The sequence below is a fragment of the Treponema peruense genome (assembly GCF_016117655.1).
Classification (GTDB): domain Bacteria; phylum Spirochaetota; class Spirochaetia; order Treponematales; family Treponemataceae; genus Treponema_D; species Treponema_D peruense.
In genome coordinates this window covers 809,037-829,892 of the sequence record NZ_CP064936.1, presented here as the reverse complement: position 1 = coordinate 829,892, position 20,856 = coordinate 809,037, and the positions used below count along the sequence as shown (strand labels likewise).

At 43.6% G+C, this 20,856-nt stretch carries 20 protein-coding genes and 1 pseudogene; 10 read left to right on the top strand and 11 right to left on the bottom strand.

Annotated features, from left to right (window positions below; translation table 11 throughout):
• The 5 genes and pseudogenes from dnaK to IWA51_RS03875 form a co-directional block, all read right to left on the bottom strand.
• Complete coding sequence (gene dnaK, locus IWA51_RS03885; RefSeq protein WP_177528431.1) at positions 1-1,962, bottom strand: molecular chaperone DnaK; 1,962 nt, start codon at positions 1,960-1,962, stop codon at positions 1-3.
• A 33-nt stretch (positions 1,963-1,995) separates the two neighbouring features.
• On the bottom strand, positions 1,996-2,202 hold the full coding sequence (gene grpE / locus IWA51_RS12780; protein ID WP_268969659.1) for a nucleotide exchange factor GrpE: 207 nt from the start codon (positions 2,200-2,202) through the stop codon (positions 1,996-1,998).
• A pseudogene (gene grpE, locus IWA51_RS03880) lies at positions 2,118-2,444 on the bottom strand (nucleotide exchange factor GrpE); the annotation flags it as partial. The gene grpE (IWA51_RS12780) and the pseudogene grpE (IWA51_RS03880), both read right to left, overlap by 85 nt.
• The gene (locus IWA51_RS12650) at positions 2,393-2,605 is read right to left on the bottom strand and encodes a hypothetical protein (protein ID WP_230402704.1); all 213 of its coding nucleotides are present in this window, start codon (positions 2,603-2,605) and stop codon (positions 2,393-2,395) included. The pseudogene grpE (IWA51_RS03880) and the gene IWA51_RS12650, both read right to left, overlap by 52 nt.
• Positions 2,606-2,819: 214 nt before the next feature.
• Positions 2,820-4,253 carry a citrate/2-methylcitrate synthase gene (locus IWA51_RS03875; protein WP_198443304.1) on the bottom strand — a complete coding sequence of 478 codons (1,434 nt, stop codon included), beginning with the start codon at positions 4,251-4,253 and terminating at the stop codon, positions 2,820-2,822.
• Between the two features lie 218 nt (positions 4,254-4,471).
• On the opposite strand from IWA51_RS03875, the gene IWA51_RS03870 reads away from it, so the two are divergent.
• The 3 genes from IWA51_RS03870 (at position 4,472) to IWA51_RS03860 (ending at position 7,159) form a co-directional block, all read left to right on the top strand.
• Positions 4,472-5,899, top strand: coding sequence for a CapA family protein (locus IWA51_RS03870; RefSeq protein WP_198443303.1), 1,428 nt, complete (start codon positions 4,472-4,474; stop codon positions 5,897-5,899).
• Positions 5,900-5,969: 70 nt separating this feature from the next.
• Positions 5,970-6,416: a nucleoside-diphosphate kinase gene (gene ndk / locus IWA51_RS03865; RefSeq protein ID WP_177528435.1), complete on the top strand. Its 447-nt coding sequence runs from the start codon at positions 5,970-5,972 to the stop codon at positions 6,414-6,416.
• 62 nt (positions 6,417-6,478) lie between these two features.
• The gene (locus IWA51_RS03860; RefSeq protein ID WP_198443302.1) at positions 6,479-7,159 is read left to right on the top strand and encodes a hypothetical protein; all 681 of its coding nucleotides are present in this window, start codon (positions 6,479-6,481) and stop codon (positions 7,157-7,159) included.
• On the opposite strand, the gene IWA51_RS03855 is transcribed toward IWA51_RS03860, so the two are convergent.
• On the bottom strand, positions 7,117-7,998 hold the full coding sequence (locus tag IWA51_RS03855; RefSeq protein WP_177528437.1) for a YitT family protein: 882 nt from the start codon (positions 7,996-7,998) through the stop codon (positions 7,117-7,119). The two genes, IWA51_RS03860 and IWA51_RS03855, sit on opposite strands and share 43 nt — an antisense overlap.
• A gap of 110 nt (positions 7,999-8,108) precedes the next feature.
• Between IWA51_RS03855 and rsxC the strand changes: the two genes are divergently transcribed.
• Genes rsxC through IWA51_RS03820 form a run of 7 tightly spaced genes read left to right on the top strand, consistent with a single transcriptional unit; the run spans position 8,109 to position 14,829 of the window.
• A complete protein-coding gene (rsxC, locus tag IWA51_RS03850) occupies positions 8,109-9,494 on the top strand; it encodes an electron transport complex subunit RsxC (RefSeq protein ID WP_198443301.1) in 1,386 nt (461 codons plus the stop codon).
• Positions 9,491-10,540, top strand: a complete 1,050-nt coding sequence (locus IWA51_RS03845) for an RnfABCDGE type electron transport complex subunit D (protein ID WP_198443300.1) — start codon at positions 9,491-9,493, stop codon at positions 10,538-10,540. The genes rsxC and IWA51_RS03845 overlap by 4 nt, the downstream gene beginning before the upstream one ends.
• Complete coding sequence (locus IWA51_RS03840) at positions 10,537-11,148, top strand: RnfABCDGE type electron transport complex subunit G (RefSeq protein ID WP_198443299.1); 612 nt, start codon at positions 10,537-10,539, stop codon at positions 11,146-11,148. Before IWA51_RS03845 ends, IWA51_RS03840 begins: the two co-directional genes overlap by 4 nt.
• Positions 11,141-11,758 (top strand): electron transport complex subunit RsxE, encoded by a 618-nt coding sequence (rsxE, locus tag IWA51_RS03835; RefSeq protein WP_177528441.1) that lies wholly within the window; start codon positions 11,141-11,143, stop codon positions 11,756-11,758. The genes IWA51_RS03840 and rsxE overlap by 8 nt, the downstream gene beginning before the upstream one ends.
• Positions 11,755-12,333, top strand: coding sequence for an electron transport complex protein RnfA (locus IWA51_RS03830; protein ID WP_177528442.1), 579 nt, complete (start codon positions 11,755-11,757; stop codon positions 12,331-12,333). Before rsxE ends, IWA51_RS03830 begins: the two co-directional genes overlap by 4 nt.
• Positions 12,334-12,341: 8 nt before the next feature.
• Entirely contained in the window at positions 12,342-13,142 is an 801-nt protein-coding gene (locus IWA51_RS03825; protein WP_198443298.1) for an RnfABCDGE type electron transport complex subunit B, read from the top strand.
• Positions 13,143-13,200: 58 nt separating this feature from the next.
• Positions 13,201-14,829: an NAD(P)/FAD-dependent oxidoreductase gene (locus IWA51_RS03820; RefSeq protein ID WP_177528444.1), complete on the top strand. Its 1,629-nt coding sequence runs from the start codon at positions 13,201-13,203 to the stop codon at positions 14,827-14,829.
• Between the two features lie 24 nt (positions 14,830-14,853).
• Here the strand turns inward: IWA51_RS03820 and IWA51_RS03815 are convergent, their stop codons facing one another.
• The 5 genes from IWA51_RS03815 to IWA51_RS03795 all read right to left on the bottom strand — a co-directional run bounded on the left by IWA51_RS03815 (position 14,854) and on the right by IWA51_RS03795 (position 20,836).
• Entirely contained in the window at positions 14,854-15,612 is a 759-nt protein-coding gene (locus IWA51_RS03815; protein ID WP_177528557.1) for an amino acid ABC transporter ATP-binding protein, read from the bottom strand.
• A 22-nt stretch (positions 15,613-15,634) separates the two neighbouring features.
• The gene (locus tag IWA51_RS03810) at positions 15,635-16,294 is read right to left on the bottom strand and encodes an amino acid ABC transporter permease (protein ID WP_177528445.1); all 660 of its coding nucleotides are present in this window, start codon (positions 16,292-16,294) and stop codon (positions 15,635-15,637) included.
• An 87-nt stretch (positions 16,295-16,381) separates the two neighbouring features.
• Complete coding sequence (locus IWA51_RS03805) at positions 16,382-17,203, bottom strand: ABC transporter substrate-binding protein (RefSeq protein WP_198443297.1); 822 nt, start codon at positions 17,201-17,203, stop codon at positions 16,382-16,384.
• Between the two features lie 118 nt (positions 17,204-17,321).
• Entirely contained in the window at positions 17,322-18,251 is a 930-nt protein-coding gene (locus tag IWA51_RS03800) for a DMT family transporter (RefSeq protein ID WP_177528447.1), read from the bottom strand.
• A gap of 137 nt (positions 18,252-18,388) precedes the next feature.
• Entirely contained in the window at positions 18,389-20,836 is a 2,448-nt protein-coding gene (locus IWA51_RS03795) for a glycogen/starch/alpha-glucan phosphorylase (protein ID WP_177528448.1), read from the bottom strand.
• Positions 20,837-20,856 lie beyond the last annotated feature (20 nt).

Sequence of the window (20,856 nt, the reverse complement as noted above, 5' to 3'; positions counted from 1 at the left end):
TTATTTGTCATCGTGAACTTCATACTCGACATCGTCAGCCTTGCCTTTGTCAAAACCTGACGGGCCGGCATTTGAAGAAGCTCCGGCACCAGTGTCAGCACCGGCAGAAGCTCCTGTCTGGGCTCCAGCACCTGCCTGCTGTGCAGCAGCCTGGGCTTTGTAAACTTCCTCTGCTATCTTGTAAGAAGCCTGCTTAAGATTCTCTGTCTTCTTCTTAATGTTCTCTGTATCATCACCCTTGAGTGCTTCTTTAAGTTCATTAAGTGCAGACTCAATATTGCTCTTGTCTCCTGCCGAAACCTTGTCACCCAAATCCTTGAGTGTCTTTTCGGTAGAATAAACAAGGCTGTCAGCCTCATTCTTTGCATCTACAGCTTCGCGCTTTTTCTTGTCAGACTCGGCATTGGCTTCGGCATCCTTAACCATGCGGTTGATTTCGTCTTCACTCAAGCCTGATGAGCTCTGAATCTGAATATGCTGCTCTTTTCCTGTTCCCATATCCTTTGCAGAAACATGGACGATACCGTTTGCATCAATATCGAATGTAACTTCAATCTGAGGAACTCCTCTCGGAGCTGCAGGAATTCCGACAAGGTCAAAATTACCGAGTGTTCTGTTCTGTGCAGCCATTCCGCGTTCACCCTGAAGAACATGAATTGTAACTGCAGTCTGTCCGTCAGCGGCAGTTGAGAATACCTGGCTCTTCTTTGTAGGTATAGTTGTATTGCGCGGAATAAGAGGTGTAAATACACCGCCCATTGTTTCAATACCAAGAGAAAGTGGTGTTACATCAAGCAGAAGAACATCCTTTACATCTCCGGCAAGAATACCGCCCTGTACTGCAGCACCGATTGCAACAGCTTCATCAGGGTTAACGGCACGGCTTCCCTCTTTTCCGAATATGCTCTTTACAATTTCCTGTACCTTTGGCATGCGGCTTGAACCACCGACAAGAAGAACTTCATCTATCTTGTCAGGTGTAATTTCTGCATCGTGCATAGCCTTCTGGCACGGTTCACGTGTTGCTTCAAAGAGGTCATCTGTCATCTGCTCGAACTGGGCTCTTGTAAGTGACTTCTGAAGGTGTTTCGGTCCTGTGGCATCGGCAGTAATAAACGGAAGGTTAATTTCTGCTGTTGTCTGGTTTGAAAGAGAAATCTTTGCATTTTCTGCAGCTTCGCGAAGACGCTGTAATGCCATGCTGTCCTTTGACAAATCGATTCCTGTTTCGCTCTTGAACTGGTCAATAAGCCAGTTTACGACACGGCGGTCCCAGTCATCACCACCAAGGTGTGTATTACCGTTTGTTGACTTTACTTCAAAGACACCGTCTCCGAGTTCAAGAATAGAAATATCAAATGTACCGCCACCAAGATCGTATACGGCAATTGTCTTGTCCTGCTTCTGATCCTTGTTAAATCCGAATGCAAGTGAAGCGGCTGTAGGCTCGTTGATAATTCTCTTTACTTCTAGACCTGCAATTTTACCGGCATCCTTTGTTGCCTGGCGCTGTGCATCGTTAAAGTAAGCTGGAACTGTAATAACAGCTTCTGTAACCTGCTCTCCAAGATAATCTTCTGCAGTCTTCTTCATCTTCTGAAGAATAAATGCACTTATTTCCTGAGGGCTGTACTCTTTCTTTGTACCGTTCTCTTCTACTTCTACACGGACGTCCTGGCCGTGATCCTTTACTGTATAAGGAACAAGCTTTGCTTCTCCTTCAAGTTCGCTGTAGCGGTGACCAATAAAACGCTTGATTGAATAAATTGTATTCTTTGGGTTAGTAACCATCTGGTTCTTTGCAGGAAGACCTACAATGCGGTCTCCTTTGGCTGTAAATCCGACAATTGACGGAGTTGTGCGTCCGCCTTCTGAGTTCTGGATTACGACCGGCTCGCCATTTTCCATGACGGCTACACAAGAGTTTGTTGTACCAAGATCAATACCAATAATCTTTCCCATAATATTTCTAAGCTCCTCTATTAATACCTTAATTTATTTAGATTCATCCAGAGAAGTTTTGGCAGTTCCATCCTCTGCCTCCGCTTCACCGGAATTATTCTCTTTGTTTTCAGTGACAGTACCGTCAGGCATTGATACCATTACTTTGGCATGTCTTATGACACGATCCTTGAGTTTGTATCCCTTAAGATAAACAGCCTTAAGAACAGGTTCAGCAACAGGGTCTTGTGAAGATCCGATGGCTTCGTGAAGATCAGGATTAAAGCATCACCGACTTCACCGTAAGCTGCCAGATTGTATTTGTTTTCCAGCATACTTACCATTGACTTGTTAATAATTCTGATTCCGTCTGCGATGGTTTTCGGGTCTGTCGCAGTGGCCGCAGCATCAATTGTCCTGTCAAAATTGTCCAGACTGTCCAACAGATCTTTCAGAAGGTTTGTGTTTGCAAAATCAAAGACCTCCTGCTTTTCCTGAATGGAACGCTTGCGGTAGTTATCAAAATCAGCAGCACGGCGAAGAACCTGATCGTTAAGGTCGGCATTGACTTTTTAAGATCCTCAACCTGCTTTTCAAGACTAGCAATTTTTTCCTGCGCCAGCTGAAGTTCTGTTTTTGGTGTTTCCTGATTTTCAGTCTGCATTTCAGAACCAGTATTTTCCTTGTTCTGTGCTGCAGATTCCTTTTTTCTTCCTTGCTCATCTATAATTCCTTTATTTATAGAATAAGATAATAAAAAAAATCATTAATCGTCAACAAAAAATAAAAAAAATCAGGGGAAATACAGTTTTTAAACCGCATTACCCCTGATTTTGGAAAATTGAATATAAAGTAGTTCAAAAATGAGTGTTTTACATTCAGTCTGAAGGACCGCCCGTAACAACCCCGCTGTCATCTTTCTTTACGGGACAGATTGGCTCGTGCTCCACCCTGTCTTCTATAGGAACATACGCTCTTTCTTCGGACACATTTTTGTATGCAGGACGGTAAATTCTTCCTCCGGCAACAATTTCTTCTATTCTGTGTGCGCTCCAGCCCGCAATTCTGGAAATGGCAAAAAGAGGCGTAAAAAGTTCACGCGGAATATTGAGCATTGTGTAGACAAAGCCCGAATAAAAGTCAACGTTAGTACAGATACGCTTTTTGTCACCGTGAAATTCATACAGAATCTGCGGGGCAAGCCGTTCAATAATGCGATAAAGGTTGAATTCTTCTTCACATCCCTTTTCTTTGGCAAGTTCAGCTGCTTTGTCGCGAAGAAGAATTGCCCTCGGGTCACTTATGGTATAAACAGCATGTCCCTGGCCGTAGATAAGTCCCGTGTGGTCAAAGGCTTCCTTGCGTGCTATTTTCCTGAGATATTCGGCAATTTCGTTTTCATCACTCCAGTCGTTTACATGGGCCTTGATGTCGTCCATCATCTCTATAACACGGATGTTTGCTCCACCGTGGCGGCGGCCTTTTAGAGAACCGACTGCAGCTGCCACTGCGGAATAAGTATCGGTGTCTGCAGAAGATACAACGTGAATTGTAAGTGAAGAGTTGTTTCCTCCTCCGTGTTCGGCGTGAAGAATAAGTGCCAGGTCAAGGACTTCGGCTTCAAGTCTTGTATAGCTTTTGTCACTTCTTATAAGACGCAGGAAGTTTTCGGCTGTACTGAGTGTGGGAACAGGATTATGGATATACATGCTCTTTCCGTCATAATAGCGCCTCTTTGCCTGATAGCCGTAAGCTGCCAGTGTAGAAAAACGTGAAATAAGTTCAACGCACTGGCGCAGGATATTTGCTATATCGCGGTTTTCGGGATCGGGATCGTAAGAATAGGATGCAAGAACACCGCGTGCAATCTTGTTCATAATATCGCTGGAAGGCGCCTTCATAATCATATCTTCTGTAAAATTGGGCGGAAGAGTTCTAAGCGTTCCCAAAAAAGATGTAAATTCGTCAAGCTGGCGCTGTGTAGGAAGTTCACCAAACAAAAGCAGATAAACGCACTGCTCGTACCCGAACTGGTGGCGCCGTTCTGTATCACGGACAATATCTTCGACACTGTAACCGCGGTAAATAAGACGGCCCGGAACAGCAACTTTTTTTCCGGTAGAATCAATTTCATAGCCTACAACGTCACCGATTCTTGTAAGCCCGACAAGAACGCCTCTTCCGTCGGAATATCGGAGTCCGCGCTTAACATCATATTTTTCATAAAGAGATGTTTCGATAGGATCGTTATTTTCGGCAAGTTTGGAAAGATTTTTTACAAAGCCGCCGGATTCATCAGATTCATCAAACATATGTACTCCTATATTTCGCGTGCATAATTATGCACTGATTAAGAAAAAAACAGTTATAATTATACGAATTTTTACAGTTTTAATCAAGGGAAACAATATTGATGTGTCTGCCGATTTTGAAAACACATAGCTTTATTCAGCGCATTCAAAACAGACCGAAACTTGCAAGACAACCGTGATTCCTATACTATAGAAAAAAACATTCGGTCAGGAAAAAAATGAAAAAACAAATTAAATTCTTGGCATACGGTCTTTTTGCCGCAGTTATTCTTGCAGTATCCGTATTCAGCCCTGAAAAACCGCTGGTTGCAGTTGATGACAGGCTTTATGACGCTTATATAAAGGAAGATTTCAGTTCAAAAATTAAATTTATAAAAAAGAGCAAGTTTCCTGCAAAGAAAAATGCTGCCGCTTCTGTAACAATGCAGACTTATTTTCCGGCTCTTGAGAACAGTGACGGCACTGACAAAATTTATTTTGAACTCGAAAGTGAATGCCTGTTTCCTTCGGTAAAGGCCGATTTTTCTGCCCCGAAAAAAGCGCAGACTGTTTTGAGCCCCGGACTTTCTGTTTCGTTGACTGACGCACAAAACATTCCTCAGGGATTCAGGGCGCTTCCAGTAAACGAAAAATATGCCGGTGAAGAAGGCTATGCTTTGGAAAAAAAGTCCGCTGCTGTCTGTGAAGTTTATAATTCCATATATAAAAAAGAAATAAAAGATGAATGCGCGCGTATTTTTGTTTTCGCAAAAAAGGCCGCCCGTACAGTTTTTCTGGGAAGTGTCGGTGACATGATGGTTGCACGCGGTGTTCAGGAAATTCTTCTTTCGGGACCTGACGGAATTCAAAAAGTTTTTAGAGACACACTGCCGATTCTGCAGTCAAATGACATAATGTCCGGAAACCTCGAAGGTGTCATTACAGATTCCTTAAAAAACGCAGCAAAAACCTACACGTTCAGATTCAATAAAAAAGTTCTTCCCGAACTGAAAAGAGCCGGGTTCAACTACCTTATGCAGACAAACAACCACTGCTATGACTTTGGTGAAGAAGGCTTTCGGGAAACAATGCTTGCACTTAAAGAATACGGAATTCCCACAAGCGGTGCCGGAATGAATATAAATGAAGCGCAGAAATTCTACACAACTTCAATAAAAGGGCAGGAATTTTCCATTATTTCCTGCGGTGCCTACCCTGTTGAACGTTCGGGCTTTGACGGAAAAAAAACCGCCTCTGCAACTGAAACAAGAGCGGGAATTCTCTGGGAAAGCCCCCAGCTTATTGAAGCCGTAAAAAAAGAAGCCTCAGCCGGAAGAACTGTTGTAGTAAACGTGCACGGCGGTCAGGAATATTCGTTTGTTCCGACAAAAAAACAGAGGGATTTTTACGAAAAGCTTTGTGAAGCAGGAGCCGCTGCCGTTCTTGGAAGCCATCCGCATGTTCTTCAGCCGGTGGAATGGCACGGAAAATCACTTATTGCCTATTCGCAGGGAAATTTTATTTTTAACGGAATGGAAGAAATGTACGGAGCGACTGACAGTGAAATCATAAGGCTGGGATTTTTTAAAGGAAGACCTGTCTATGCCGAACGCTACCAGGCGCGCATTGACGGAACTTCGGTTTCACTTAAAGAAAGTGCAAACTAATCTGCGGAACAAAATGGCGGTTGACGGTTGAATTATTGAATTTTTTTTTACTTTCTGCTATTTTTGTTTAATGAGTACAAGATGTTTTACTATGCTTAAGCCCGGTGTCTTAAACCGCAGGCTCGTTGGAGAAGTTATCAGCCGCCTTGAAAAAAAAGGTCTGAAACTGGTCGGACTTAAATTGATGAACATTAGTCCGGAACTGGCATCAAAGCACTATGCCGAACACAAAGGCAAAGCTTTTTATGATCCGCTGGTAGATTACATTACAAGCGGTCCTGTCGTTGCGATGGTATGGCAGGGCGATGACTGTGTTACACTGGTACGCAAGATTACAGGTGCAACAAGTCCGGCAGAAGCACACCCGGGAACAATCCGCGGTGATTTCTGCAGCCACACACAGCACAATATTATTCACGCCAGCGACTGTGATGAAAGTGCCGAGCGCGAAATTGCCCTCTTCTTTAAGCCCGAAGAGCTTATTGACTGGGAAGACCAGGCTTCTGTCTGGTTCTAAAACCTTACGAACTTAAGGGAATTTATGGTCACTGCGCAAGACGGGGTGACCTTTTTTTTGCCATGACAGTTGAACTATCAGAATTAGAAAACCTGCACAATTATGTTCTCGGCGAGATTGAAAGGCTCAGCAAAATTCCTGAAGCAGACTCGTCTGTACTGTTTGACCTCAGAATTGCAGACTCAAATATTTCACTTATTCTTCTGGGTGCATCTGATGAAACAAAAACCGTTGACCTGGGTACCCGTGACGCAGCCGTAAAAAATATGCTCCTTAAGTTCAGAAAAAAAAATGACGGGCAGAATTTTTCTTTGACTGTAGAAAGAACTGCAGCTGCGGCAAAAAATATTTTTTCTGAACTTTGCGAACTTTCTGCCGCGCTTGAACTCTGCAAAGAAAAAAAATTTGCAGACAACGTTCTTGCCAGAATAAAAGCCGCGCAGAATTATATACAGGAACTTGTAAATTTTGCAGAAGCGCCAAAAAAAACGCTGGTCGAATGGAAAGAAAAAGACATACCTCTTTCTGCAAAAAGCGCGGCGGCGGCTTTGGGCGCAGTCAAATCTGAACGCAAGGCCGCGGCGTCACGTGAAAATGGAAAAAAAGGCGGGCGGCCGCGTAAAAGCGGTGGCGGTTCCGCAAAGAAAAGTGTTCCTTCTGCAAAAACGTCAGCAAAGTCTTCTGCTCAGAAAAAGAAAAGTCAGTCATTGGGCCGTGTAAAAAAACGCCCCAGCACTTCCTGAGTACGCAATACGTTTACAAAGGCAAGCGGGTCTGCACGGCGCAGATCTTTTGCAAGGGTTCCGGCTTCGTCTCCCGAAACAACAGTATAAAGCATTGTCTTATCTGACTTTTTGTAGCAGCCGGTAGCTTCAAGTTTTGTTGCATCGTGGTTTGTAGTCCGGTGAATTATCTCATAGAGTTCGTCTGGTTTGTCGGTTACAATGAGCATTGTTACTTTCTGGTAGCGCCTGTAAAGAAGATTAAGAACCTGTGTTGACGCAAACTGGAAAATTATTGAATAAAGTGCCTTTTCCCAACCGAAAAGAAGTCCGGCTGCAGCAAGTACAACGCAGTTCCCCGCAAAGATTACATTCCACATGTCCCGTCCCGTTTTTTCAGAAAAATAAATCGCAATAAAATCTGTTCCGCCGCTTGTTGCATCTGCATAAAGACAAAGTGTAATTGCAGCGCCGTTCAGAATTCCGCCGAAGACAGAACACAAAAGAATATCATCAGTTATTGTAATTCCCGGAATAAAATCTGTAAGCACTGACGAAAGAACAATCATTATAAGCGAAAAAATTGTAAAATTCCGGCCTATAAACCTGAAGCTTATATAAACCGGAACAGCATTCAGAATTCCGTAAAGAAGTGTATACGGTATTTCAAAGCCCAGAAATTTTTGTACCGCACGCTGAATCAAAAGTGAAAGACCGGAAAAACCGCCGGGAAAAAGATTTGCTGTGTAAACAAAAGTCTTTAAGTTTACCGCAAAAAGCACTGCTCCCAATATTACAAGGGCAGTTCTTTTCCATGCAGAAGGAGTCGGAATTATTGTCGTTACAGGATTTTTGTTCATGCCTTCAAAGATAACATTTTTTGAAAATAAAGCAAACAGGCGCGGCAAAATGCTGTAAACGGCATTCAATAAAATAGACTTTTTTCCTTATATGCAGTAGAATTACCGGCATGAAAACGCGCACATTCAAGGGTGGAATTCATCCAAAAGAAATGAAGGAACTAAGCAGGGACTGCCCCATAACACCTGCTTTTCCTTCTTCCAACACTGTCACTATTCCCGTAACCATGGGAGGCGCACCCAACACTCCACTTGTAAAAGTCGGTGATGTTGTGGCAAAAGGCCAGGTAATTGCGTCCGGTGACAAATTCATGTCGGTTCCGGTTCATGCTTCTGTCTCCGGAAAAGTAAAGAAAATTGCGAACTTTCTTACGACCGGAAATACTGAAGTTCCGTGCATCGTTATTGAGTCCGACGGTTCTGACACAACAGCTTTCATGGAACCGCTTGATCCCTTTACGTGCGAACGGACAGCGGCGCTTGACCGCATCAAGCAGGCAGGCATTGTGGGAATGGGAGGAGCATCTTTCCCTGCACATGTAAAACTCAATCCGCCTGAAGATAAGGACATAGAATACGTTCTTGTAAATGCAGCGGAATGTGAACCTTACCTTACAGTTGATGAACGCACAATGAAGGAAACGCCGGAAAAACTTATTGACGGTCTTGCCATTGTACTTAAAATAAGCGGTGCTTACGGAATAATCGCACTCGAAGACAACAAGGCTTATTTAAAACCTGTTCTTGAAGAACAGATTCTCAAGTGCGGCTACACTGACGACATGGAAGTTGTACTTGTCAAAACAAAATATCCGCAGGGAAGTGAAAAATTTATCGTAGAGTCAGTACTGGGAGCAGAAATTCCGTCTGCAAAACTTCCGGCAGATGCAGGAACAATTATAAGCAACGTCGGAACATTCTGTGCAATAAGTGACGCATTCAGACTGGGTATGCCGCTTATTTCACGTGCGCTTACAGTTTCAGGCGGCGGATGTACAAAACCGTGCAACCTTAAAGTCCCGGTCGGAACACTGGTAAGCGACCTTATGCCCCAGTTCTTTGACAAAAAAGACAGCACCGTAAAAATAATCAGCGGCGGTCCGATGATGGGATTTTCCATGCCGACAGAAGCATTCCCTATTGTGAAGGGAACAAGCGGAATTACTTTCCTTACAGAAGAAGAAACTTTCCTTAAGGACGAAAGCCAGTGCATAAGCTGCGGAAAATGTATCAGTGCATGTCCTATGCATCTTTCACCCGTTCTTATGTCAAAGGAACTGGAAGCACAGAATATTGCCTCTGCAAGAAAGTTCGGACTCATGGACTGCATTGAATGCGGATGCTGCGCTTATGTATGCCCTGCCGGAATAAGACTCGTGCAGCGATTCAGGATGGGAAAATCCATTGTCCGTACACAAATGGCGCAGGAGAGGGCAAAAGCCGAAGCTGCAAAAAAAGCTGCGGACTCAAACAAACCAAACGGAGATTCAAAATGAGCGGCGATGTAAAAAAAGGAATTTATCTTTCCTCAAGCCCGCACTTTAAATTTGGCGGGTCAACTACTGGCATCATGGCTATTGTGCTTGTTTCACTTCTTCCAGAATGCATTTACGCAACAGTAACATTCGGCATGAAAGCGTTTGCACTTATTGCAGTTTCTGTCGCTGCCTGTGTGGTTTTTGAAGCAGCCTTCCAGAAAATAACAAGACAGAAAGTGTGTGTTTCCAACCTGTCGGCATGCGTTACCGGAGTACTTCTTGCACTTGTTGTTCCGCCTGCGACACCCTTGTGGATGATAATTCTTGGGGACCTTGTTGCAATTGTAATAGCAAAAGGACTGTTCGGTGGAATAGGTTCAAACGTGTTTAACCCTGCCCTTACCGGACGTGCATTTTTGTTTTTGAGTTTTCCGGCGACACTTGGAGCATCATGGCTTGACCCCCAGCTTGACGCAGTTACTTCTGCAACAATTCTGAGCGGAATAAAATCGGGCGCACAGACCTTTACACTGGACATGGTAAGCCAGTATTTCTTTGGAAACCGTGCCGGCTGTATCGGTGAAACTTCAATTCTTCTTATACTCATTTCTTTTGCATTCCTTGTACTTACAAAGATAATTGACTGGAGGGCACCGCTTGCAATGACTGCTACAGTTGCTGCAGGAACATTTTTGTCTTCACTTGCAGGTACAGGAAATGCCGCTGCCGCCGGAATGGAAACACTTGCGGCCATGCTTACCGGAGGACTTCTCTTCGGTGCAACATTCATGGTAACCGACTACGCAACGGCACCGGTTACAAAACCTGGCCGCCTTATTTTCGGTTTTGGCTGCGGACTCATAACCTTCCTTATCAGAAGATTCGGCGGCTATCCCGAAGGCGTAATGTTCAGCATACTTATCATGAACACAATTGCACCTTTCCTTAACAACGTGACAGGCAGAATGTACGGCTACGGAAAGAAGGGACACAGGCGTCCTGCACCAAGAAAAATCGTACAGGAATTTGACACAACAATCGCAAAGACCGGGGAACAGAAATGAGTGAAAACAAAAAAAACAGATCTTCTGTCGAAACAATCAGGCTCGGACTGGTTCTTGCACTTTACGCAATGGTTTCCTGCGCTGTTCTTGCAGTTGTAAGCAATCTTACCGGGCCAAAAATCTCTCAGAACCAGATAGACAAAGCAAACGCGGCTATGAAAGCTGTTGTTCCCGAAGCAGAATCTTTTGAACAGATTCAGGACTTTGCCCAGGGCGAAAACAAAAGCATTGCAATTGAAAAAATGTATCTTGCAAAAAAAGGTGAAAAAGTTATAGGCGGAACAGCCCAGGTTTCGGGCCCAACTTATGACAGGGGAACAATCATCGTAGGAATGACAGTTGACGGAACAGTTACCGGCCTTCAGTTTCTGGAACTTACAGACTCACCGGGATTCGGACTCAAGGCAAACGATCCTACATTCACACTCCCGAACGGACAGACTTTTTACGGCCAGTTCAACGGAAAAAATGCGGAACAGGGATTTAAAGCCGGAGTTAACTTTGACGCAATTTCAGGTGCAACAATTACAAGCAATGCTATTGCCGACATGATTTCCTGCGGAACTTCGTCAATGCTAAAATACTTCAGGGGACACGACTATGAATAAACAGCTTAAAATATTCACAAATGGATTCTTAAGAGAAAACCCGCTTCTTGTTCTGAACATCGGTCTGTGCTCATCACTTGGTGTAACGACGAGTATCTTCAACGGACTGGGAATGGGAATGGGAATGACTTTTGTTCTTCTGATGAGCGAAATTGTAATCAGTATTTTCAGAAAACACATTCCCAACGCAATAAGACTTCCTGTTTTTATCATTATTATTGCGGCGTTTACGACAATTGTTCAGCTTGTGCTTCAGGCTTACGTACAGTCACTTTATGATGCACTCGGAGTTTTTCTGCCGCTCATTGTAGTCAACTGCATTATCATGGGCCGCGTAGAAGCTTTTGCCTCAAAGAACAATACCGGCAATTCAATTCTTGACGCACTTGGAATGGGACTCGGCTATACAATAGTTCTTGTTCTTATTTCACTTGTACGTGAACTTCTTGGCGGCGGAACACTCATGGCAGGAACCCCGCTTAAAATTACCGTTATTCCCGAAGCATACAGAATTGGAATTCTTAACAGTGCTCCTGGAGGATTTATGGTATTCGGACTTTTGGGCGCCCTTGTTCAGGCTTTCAAGAACAAATCGGAGGCTAAAAAATGACAGACCTTATTCAGCTTTTCATAAAGTCAGCCCTCATAGATAACGTTGTCTTTATCCAATATCTTGCAATCTGCCCTTTTATAGGAATGACAAGTGAAACCGGCAAGGCAACAGGAATGGGACTTGCTACGACTTTCGTAATTATTCTCGCAACTGCCGTTACCTGGCCGCTGTATAAATTCGTAATGGTTCCTCTGGGACTTGAATTTCTTCAGACACTTTTCTTCATTCTTGTAATTGCCTCCCTTGTCCAGCTTGTGGAATTCTATCTGAAAAAATCTGCTCCGGGACTTTACAGTTCTATGGGAATTTATCTTTCGCTTATTACGACAAACTGCGCTGTTCTTGGCGTAACAATCAACTGCATCGGAAAAAACTACAATTACGGTCAGAGCATTGTTTATGCACTCGGAACAGCCGCCGGTTTTTTAATGAGCATGGTAATTATGTCTGGAGTGCGCTCAAAGCTCAGGACAGCAAAAGTTCCGGCTGCATTCAAAGGAACACCCATTCTTTATGTTGCAGCAGGCCTTTTGAGTCTTGCCTTCCTTGGATTCAAGGGACTTATTAAATAGGTGATTTTATGAATACAATTATCTTTACAATAATCGTTGCACTTCTTGTAGGCTTTGTTCTTGGAATACTGCTGGGTCTTTTCAAAAAGATTTTTGCTGTTGAAGTTGACCCTAGAGTTCAGGCTGTAAGAGACGTACTTTCAGGCGGAAACTGCGGTGGCTGCGGCTTTGCAGGATGTGATGCCTTTGCTGAGGCTGTAGTAAAAGGTGAAGCACCGGCTTCTGGCTGTATTGCAGGCGGTCCTTCTGTTGCAGAAAAAATTGCTTCCATTCTTGGAGTAGACGCCGGAAGTGCAGAAAAAAAAGTTGCGTTTCTTGCTTGCGCCGGTACAAAAGAGTGTGCCCTTTCAAAGGGAATATACAACGGTGTCAAAACATGCGCCGCAGCAAACCTTGCCGTTAACGGAATAAAAAAATGCGCTTTCGGCTGCATAGGTTACGGTGACTGCGAAGTGGTCTGCCCGTTCGGCGCCATCTCTATGGGAAACGACGGACTTCCGCACGTTAACCGCGAAAAATGCGTTGGCTGTGGAAAATGCGCTGTTGCATGTCCAAAACATCTGTTTTCAATTATTCCTGCCGCAACAAAAGGTCCTGTTGCAAAATGTTCTTCAAAAAGCGACAACAAACCGCAGATCAGAAAAGACTGTTCTGCAGGCTGCTTTAAGTGCGGACTTTGTGCAAAAAAATGTACAGAACAGTGCATTGATATTTCGTCTGGAATTCCAAAAATTGACTACACAAAATGTACTTCCTGCGGAGAATGCGTAAAGGCATGTCCGGACAAAGTACTGGAATTCTTTAACTAAAACCGTGTCCGCCCTGAATGCGTTTGGGGCGGATTTTTCCACTAATTTTTCCAGCAAAATGACATCAGAAATTTCAATTACCGCCGCTCCCCATGAAGAAAACGACAGCGGCATTATTCTGGGCAAAATAAAAAAAGCCCTTTCCCTAAACGGAATAAATGCAGAAACAAAAAAAATAATTCCTGTTCTTGTAAAAAAATCTGTAGACGCAAGAAGAAGGCAGGTAAAACTTATTCTGCGCTACAAAGTTTATATAGATGAAAATCCTGCAGACGCAATGTCTTCCATTCCGCTATGGAAAAAAGCTGGGAGTGAACATACAGTAATAATCGTCGGCTCTGGTCCTGCAGGTCTGTTCGGTGCCCTTAAACTTCTGGAATACGGAATCCGTCCTGTTATTATAGAACGCGGCTCTGAAGTTTATGACCGCAAGCGTGATATAGCGGCGATAGGAAAAAACAATCTTGTTGACTCAGACTCAAATTATTGTTTTGGAGAAGGAGGTGCCGGAACATTCAGCGACGGAAAGCTTTACACAAGAAGTTCAAAGCGCGGTGACATAAGTTCCATCCTAAAAATTTTTGTACACTTTGGTGCAGACAAAAAAATTCTTACCGACGCTCACCCCCACATCGGAACAGACAAACTTCCGCAGATAATAAAAGCAATGCGCACTTTTATAATTTCAATGGGCGGCGAATTCCACTTCAATACAAAAATGACTGGCTTCATTACCGAAAAACCCGCCGGAACGAAAAATGCCATTCCAGTAGTAAAAGGAATAAAAACTGTAAATACAACCAGCGGCTCACAGAAAGAATTTACAGGAGATGCAGTTCTTCTTGCAACAGGACATTCCGCTTCGGACATTTACGAAATTCTTTCAAAAGAAATTCCTGGCTCACTTGAAGCAAAAACTTTCGCTATAGGAGTCAGGGTTGAACATCCGCGCGAACTTATAGACAAAATACAGTATCACGGCCAGAGGGGGCAGCATCTTGGGGCTGCGGAATACAGGCTCACATCGCAGCAGAATGAACGCGGGGTTTACAGCTTTTGCATGTGTCCCGGAGGATTTGTTGTTCCGAGCGCCACTGAGCCGGACGGAATTGTTGTAAACGGAATGTCTGCTGCCGGACGGAACAGCGCCTGGAGCAATGCTGCAATTGTAGTAGAAACACGGCCTGAAGATATACCGACAACATTCACTGAAATGGCCGTAAAAAACAAAAGTGCAGAACTTGCGGGTCTTTATTTCAGAAGATATATAGAAAAGGAAACTGCAGCACACGGTGACGGTCAAAAAGCGCCGGCGCAGAAACTTATTGACTTTCTGGAAGGAAAACTTTCTGCTGAACTGCCAAAGTCAAGCTATGCGCCGGGTCTTGTTTCAAGCCGTCTTGATGAATGGCTACCAAAACAGATTGTCTCAAGACTCAAGTCCGGTTTTACTGAATTCGGAAGAAAAATGCAGGGTTTTGTAAGCAACGACGCTGTTCTTATCGCTTCAGAAACAAGAACAAGCACTCCTGTAAGAATACTCAGGGACAAAACAAGTTTTGAATGCAGTACAGCAAAACACCTTTACCCTGCAGGAGAAGGAAGCGGCTATTCGGGCGGCATTGTAAGTTCCGCAATGGACGGAAAAAACGCCTGCACCGAAATAGCGTGTTTAATAACACATTAGTTTACCAATATGTTATTAATACTATTATTGCGAAATAACTGCCCGTAAAAACTGCTTGAGTCTTTCGTTCTGGGGATTCTGGAAAATCTGTTCCGGAGTTCCCTCTTCGAGAATGCGTCCGCTTTCCATAAAGACAACACGGTCCGCAACTTCGCGCGCAAAACCCATCTCGTGTGTAACAACGACCATTGTCATTCCCTTTTCTGCAAGCTGCTTCATAACCGCAAGTACTTCACCTACAAGTTCGGGGTCGAGGGCACTGGTTGGCTCGTCAAAAAGCATAATCTTGGGATCCATTGCAAGTGCGCGCGCTATAGCAACACGCTGCTGCTGGCCGCCCGAAAGTTTGTTCGGGTAAGCGTCAATTTTGTCGCCAAGCCCAACCTGCTCAAGAAGTTCAATTCCTCGTATACGTGCCTGCTCCTTTGTTTTTCCAAGAACATTCATCGGTGCAACCATTGTATTTTCAAGAACAGTCTTGTGCGGAAAAAGATTAAAACGCTGGAAAACCATTCCGACTTCAAGAAGCCTCTGGCGTCGTTCCTTTGAAGTTATATGAAGTTTTTTAACACCGTTTTCATAATGGGCAATCAAATTTCCTTCTATAAAGATTTTTCCGTTGTTAATGTGCTCAAGGTGGTTGAGTGCGCGCAAAAAAGTAGACTTGCCAGCACCACTCGGTCCGATTATACAGACAACTTCGCTGGGTTTTACGGTAAGCGAAACATTTTTCAGAACATCAAGTTTTCCGAATGAATTGCATATATCAACAGTTTCTATCATCGACATAAAATCCTCCAAAAAATTACTCGTAAACAGAATGTTTCTTTTCCAGAAGATGGAATACGAGAGTAAACAGAGCCGTAATTACAAGATAAAGAATCATGGCCGGAATATAAACAAGTGAAGAAGCCGTTGACGACTGGATACTGCGCGTAACTTTTGTAATATCTGCAAGCGCAATAAGAGAAACAAGTGAAGCATCCTTAAGCATCATGATAAATTCATTTCCTACAGGAGGAATAAGGCGGCGGATTGACTGCGGAAGAATAATAAGCCTCATTGTCTGGAAGTAACTCATTCCAAGAACCTTGCTGGCCTCGAACTGCCCCTTGTCAATAGACTGAATTGCGGCACGGATTATTTCAGAACAGTATGCACCGCAGTTAAGTGAATAAGCAATAAATGCCGCAAGAAACTGATTGTTTATGGTAAGAGCCTTGTTGATTTCGGGAAGGCCGTAATATACAAAATAAAGCTGCATCAAAAGAGGCGTGCCGCGGAAAAAGAAAACATACGCATGGCAGATACCTCTGATAATTTTGGATTTGGACATTTCTCCAAGAGCAAGAAAAATACTTAAAAAAAGTCCTGCCGTAACAGCACACAATGTAAGTAAAACAGTTATCCTCGCGCCGTCCAAAAGCTGAGGAATCCATCTGATGATTTTTTCCAAAGTATCCATATTAAACAGAACCCCTTACATAATAAAAAGTGTTTGAATCAGAAAGCAGAACCTTCTGATCCAAACAAGTTTTTTTCTGTTAAAAAACTATTGAACGTCTTTAATGCTATCAGAAAGATCTACATTGAAAATCTTCATGTAAATCCTGGTCATTGTTCCGTCTGCCTTCATGTCGGCAATAGCAGAATTAATCTTGTCAAGAAGTGCTTTATTTCCCTTCTTTACGCAGACACCGAAGTAATCGTCGGGAGTACCTGCCCAAACCTGCTTGAAAACAGTGTCCGGCTTTCCAAGATAAGAAACGGCAACAAGGCTGTCACTGATAACAGCATCTATTCTTCCGAACTCAAGATCCTTGTAGGCGTTCATAACTTTGTCGTACTCATTCTGAACATATGTGAATCCGTGTGCTGCGGCATATTTTTCAAGATAAAAATCACTTGTTGTTTCTGCCTGGTATCCTACCTTAAGACCTTTCAGATCTTCAGGAGCAGCGATAGAAAGTTTTGAATCCTTTGTAAGAATTATTGCCTGTCCGTTTCCAATATATGGTGTAGAAAAGTCATAGTTTGCCTTGCGCTCATCGGTAATTGTCATGGCAGACATAATGCAGTCATAGCGGTCAGTATCAAGTCCGGCAAGAATTCCGTCCCATGCTGTATCTACAAATTCAACAGAAAGTCCAAGACGTTCAGAAACAGCCTTTCCCAGTTCAACATCAAAACCTGTCGGTGTCTTTCCGTCTTCTGCAAAATACTCAAAAGGCGGGTAACCGATTTCCATAGCGACTTTAAGTTTACCTGCTTCTACAGTAAATTCACCTTTCTTTGCTGCTTCCTGCTTTTTTGAGCATCCTGTAAGTGCAAGAACCGCCACAACGGCACCGGCAATCAATGCAATTTTTTTCATATTGTCCTCCAAATAAAAATAGGGACTTCGAACGTACAAAACGTCGTTGTCCCTAACCTTTTTAAGTATAAAATTAATCCTGTTAAGTGTCAATAATTTATACAGATTTTATGCAAATTTATGCAATGGCAGAATCACTTTTGTGCCGTTTTATATTCGGAATAACTTCGGCCATCATAAGCGCGCCAAAAATAAGAACACAGCCAGCCCACATCCTTAGCGAAAGATGCTCGCCCAAAAGCAGTGTGCTAAACAGAACACCGAACACCGACTCAAGCGAAAGGAAAAGTGACGCAAGTGCAGACGGAACAAATTTAAGACACACATTCTGCAAAAAGAAAGCAACCATCGTGCTAAAAACACCAAGATACATCATGGAAAGAATAACGCGCGGGTTTGAAAGATATTCCAGCGGGAACGGCCCGTTAAGTTTTGGGTCTGTCATAAAAGGCGACACAATCCAGCCGAAAAGAGCTGCAAATGCAAACTGAAGGACTGTCAGAAAAACAGGATCTTCGGTTTCGTCGTATTTTTCTACAAAAAGAATATGGAGTGCATAAAAAATACCGCAAACAAGGGTAAGCGTGTCGCCCATGTTAATTTCAAAAACATTTCCGCCGTCATTCTGAAGGGCAAGAAGTCCTATTCCTGTTACAGACATTACAGCCGCAACAAAAACATACCACGACGGTCTCTTTTTGCGCATTGGCCATCCTATAAGCGGAATAAGAATAACGTAAACTGTCGTAAGAAAGGCGTTTTTTCCTGCAGTAGTGAATTTGCAGCCTATAGTCTGGAAAAGATATGCCAGAAAAAGAAAAAGCCCCAGAACCGCCCCGTGAACAAGATAGCTGCGGTTAAAAAGTGCAAATTTTTTATAGAAAATTGCGGCAAGAATTACGGCTGCTATTGTAAACCTAAACGCAATCATCCAAACCGCGCCTACATAATCAAGGCTGTCTTTAACAATGACAAAAGCAAAGCCCCAGATTGCTGCGGTCAGAATAAGTCCAAGGCTTGAAAGAACGGAATGGCTTTTATAATTCATCTTTTTTTCCTGAATTTTAAATTTGAAGAAAAAATGCCCGCCGCAGAAAAATCCACGGCGAGCAGAATGCGAAAATTTCAGTACAATCAGAAAGCAACCTAAAACCGAATTAAAAATTCAGTTTTCGATACTTCGGATTATTTTACTACAACCTTTTTAAGGTGCCAGATGTCGCGTACATAATCCTCAATAGTGCGGTCACTTGAGAATTTTCCGCTGTTGGCAATATTAATAAGTGTCTTTCTTGCCCATGATTTTCTGTCTGTATATTCGGCTGCAACTTTTTCCTGAGCCTGAACATAAGAATCAAAGTCTGCAAGAACATAATAAACGTCAGGACGCTGACCTTCAATTCCGTAAACCAAAGAGTCATAAAGTTCCTTGAACTGCTGTCCTGTAGGATCGTATGTTCCGTCAACAAGCTGGTTTACAACTTTGGCAAGAGCCGGGCTGCGGTCAAGATACTTCTGCGGATTGTAAGAATGTTCGCTGTTAATCTTGATGATCTCATCTGCTGTAAGACCAAAGATAAATGCGTTGTCTTCACCCGCTTCGTTTACAATCTCGATATTTGCTCCGTCAAGAGTTCCCAAAGTAAGGGCACCGTTCATCATAAACTTCATGTTTGAAGTACCTGAAGCTTCGTATCCTGCAGTAGAAATCTGCTCTGAAACATCGCTGGCAGGAATAATCTTTTCTGCCATTGAAACGCGGTAGTTTTCTACGAATACAACGCGGAGTTTTCCTCCAACGCGGCGGTCGTTGTTTACGCGCTCAGCAACAGTATTGATAAGCTTGATAATCTGCTTTGCACGGCGGTATCCGGAAGCAGACTTTGCTCCGAAGATAAATGTGCGTGCCGGCGGATTGTAAGAAGGATCTTCAACAATTCTGTTGTAAAGATACATAATGTGAAGAACGTTGAGAAGCTGTCTCTTGTACTCATGAAGACGCTTTACCTGGGTGTCAAAAATGCTTTCAGGGTCAAGGAATTCATTCTGTGTGTGCTTGAGGCAGTCTGCAAGGCGCTCTTTGTTGTGAAGCTTGATTGCAATAAGTTCGTCAATTGACTTTTCGTCATCAACAAACTTTTCGAGTCCCTTAAGCTTGCTCAAGTCTGTTTCCCAACCGTGTCCAATTCTTGCAGTAATGAATTCAGCAAGTTCAGGGTTGGAGCTCAAAAGCCAGCGGCGCTGTGTAACACCGTTTGTCTTGTTATTAAACTTCTGCGGGTAAATGGCATTCCAGTTCTTGAGTTCCTGCTCTTTGAGAAGCTTTGTGTGAAGTTCTGCAACACCGTTTACGCTGAATGAAGCGTGGATTGCAAGCCATGCCATGTAGATTTTTCCATCATGGATTATTGACATGTGATTCTGCTTGTCATAGTCCTCGGGGAACTTCTGGCGCAGTTCAATCATAAAGCGACGGTTGATTTCTTCTACAATCTGGTAGATTCTCGGAAGAAGCCTCTGGAAGATGTCAATAGGCCACTTTTCGAGGGCTTCGGCAAGAATTGTGTGGTTTGTGTAAGCAAATGTCTTCTGAACGATACTCCAAGCATCATCCCAGCCTACATTGTACTCATCCATAAGAATGCGCATAAGTTCGGGGATTGCTACTACAGGGTGTGTATCGTTAAGCTGAATCACGTGATACTGCGGGAACTTAGAGAAATCTGTTCCGACTGTATTTACAAAGTGATGTATAAGATCCTGCAGAGATGCTGAAGTAAAGAAATACTGCTGGCGAAGGCGAAGTTCCTTTCCGCTGGGACCTGAATCGTTCGGGTAAAGAACGCGGCTTATGTCTTCTGCATCATTCTGTCTTTCTACAGCACGGTGGTACTGCATGTCGTTGAAGAGCTGAAGGTCAAAACCGTTGGGACTGCTTGCCTGCCACAGGCGAAGAGTATTTACAGTATTGCATCCATATCCTACAACAGGCATATCATAAGGAGTTGCTGTAACTTCCTCTGCATTTTCGATATAGAAACGGTCCTGACCGTCCGGAGTCTTTCCGTACTTGATCTGTCCGCCGAATTTTACGGTAACAGAAAGGTCTGAACGTTTTACTTCCCACGGATCGCGGTGCTTAAGCCAGTTGTCGGGGTATTCAACCTGATATCCGTTTTCGATATGCTGCTCAAACATTCCGTACTCATAGCGAATTCCGTATCCATGACCGGGGTACTGCAATGTAGCGATAGAATCCAGGAAGCACGCTGCCAGGCGTCCGAGACCACCGTTACCAAGACCTGCATCGGGCTCTTCGTCCTCGATCATGTCGTAGTTGATGTTCATGCCCTTAAGAACGTCCTTTACCTGCTCCATAATTCCGGAATTGATAAGATTGTTGCTGAGAGCACGACCCATGAGGAATTCAGCACTAAGGTAATAAAGCTGCTTTGTAGGCTTTGCTTCGTATTCCCTGCGTGTTTCCATCCAGTTCGGCATAATAATCTCAAGCGCACTTGCACTTACTGCATCAAAGAGATCGTGCTTGTTTGCCTGGGAAATGTCTTTACCATACTGTCTGCGAAGACGTGCGGTAAGATTCGCCTTAAACTGTTCTGCATCAAAAGTCATTTGTTCCTCCTAAGAACTTT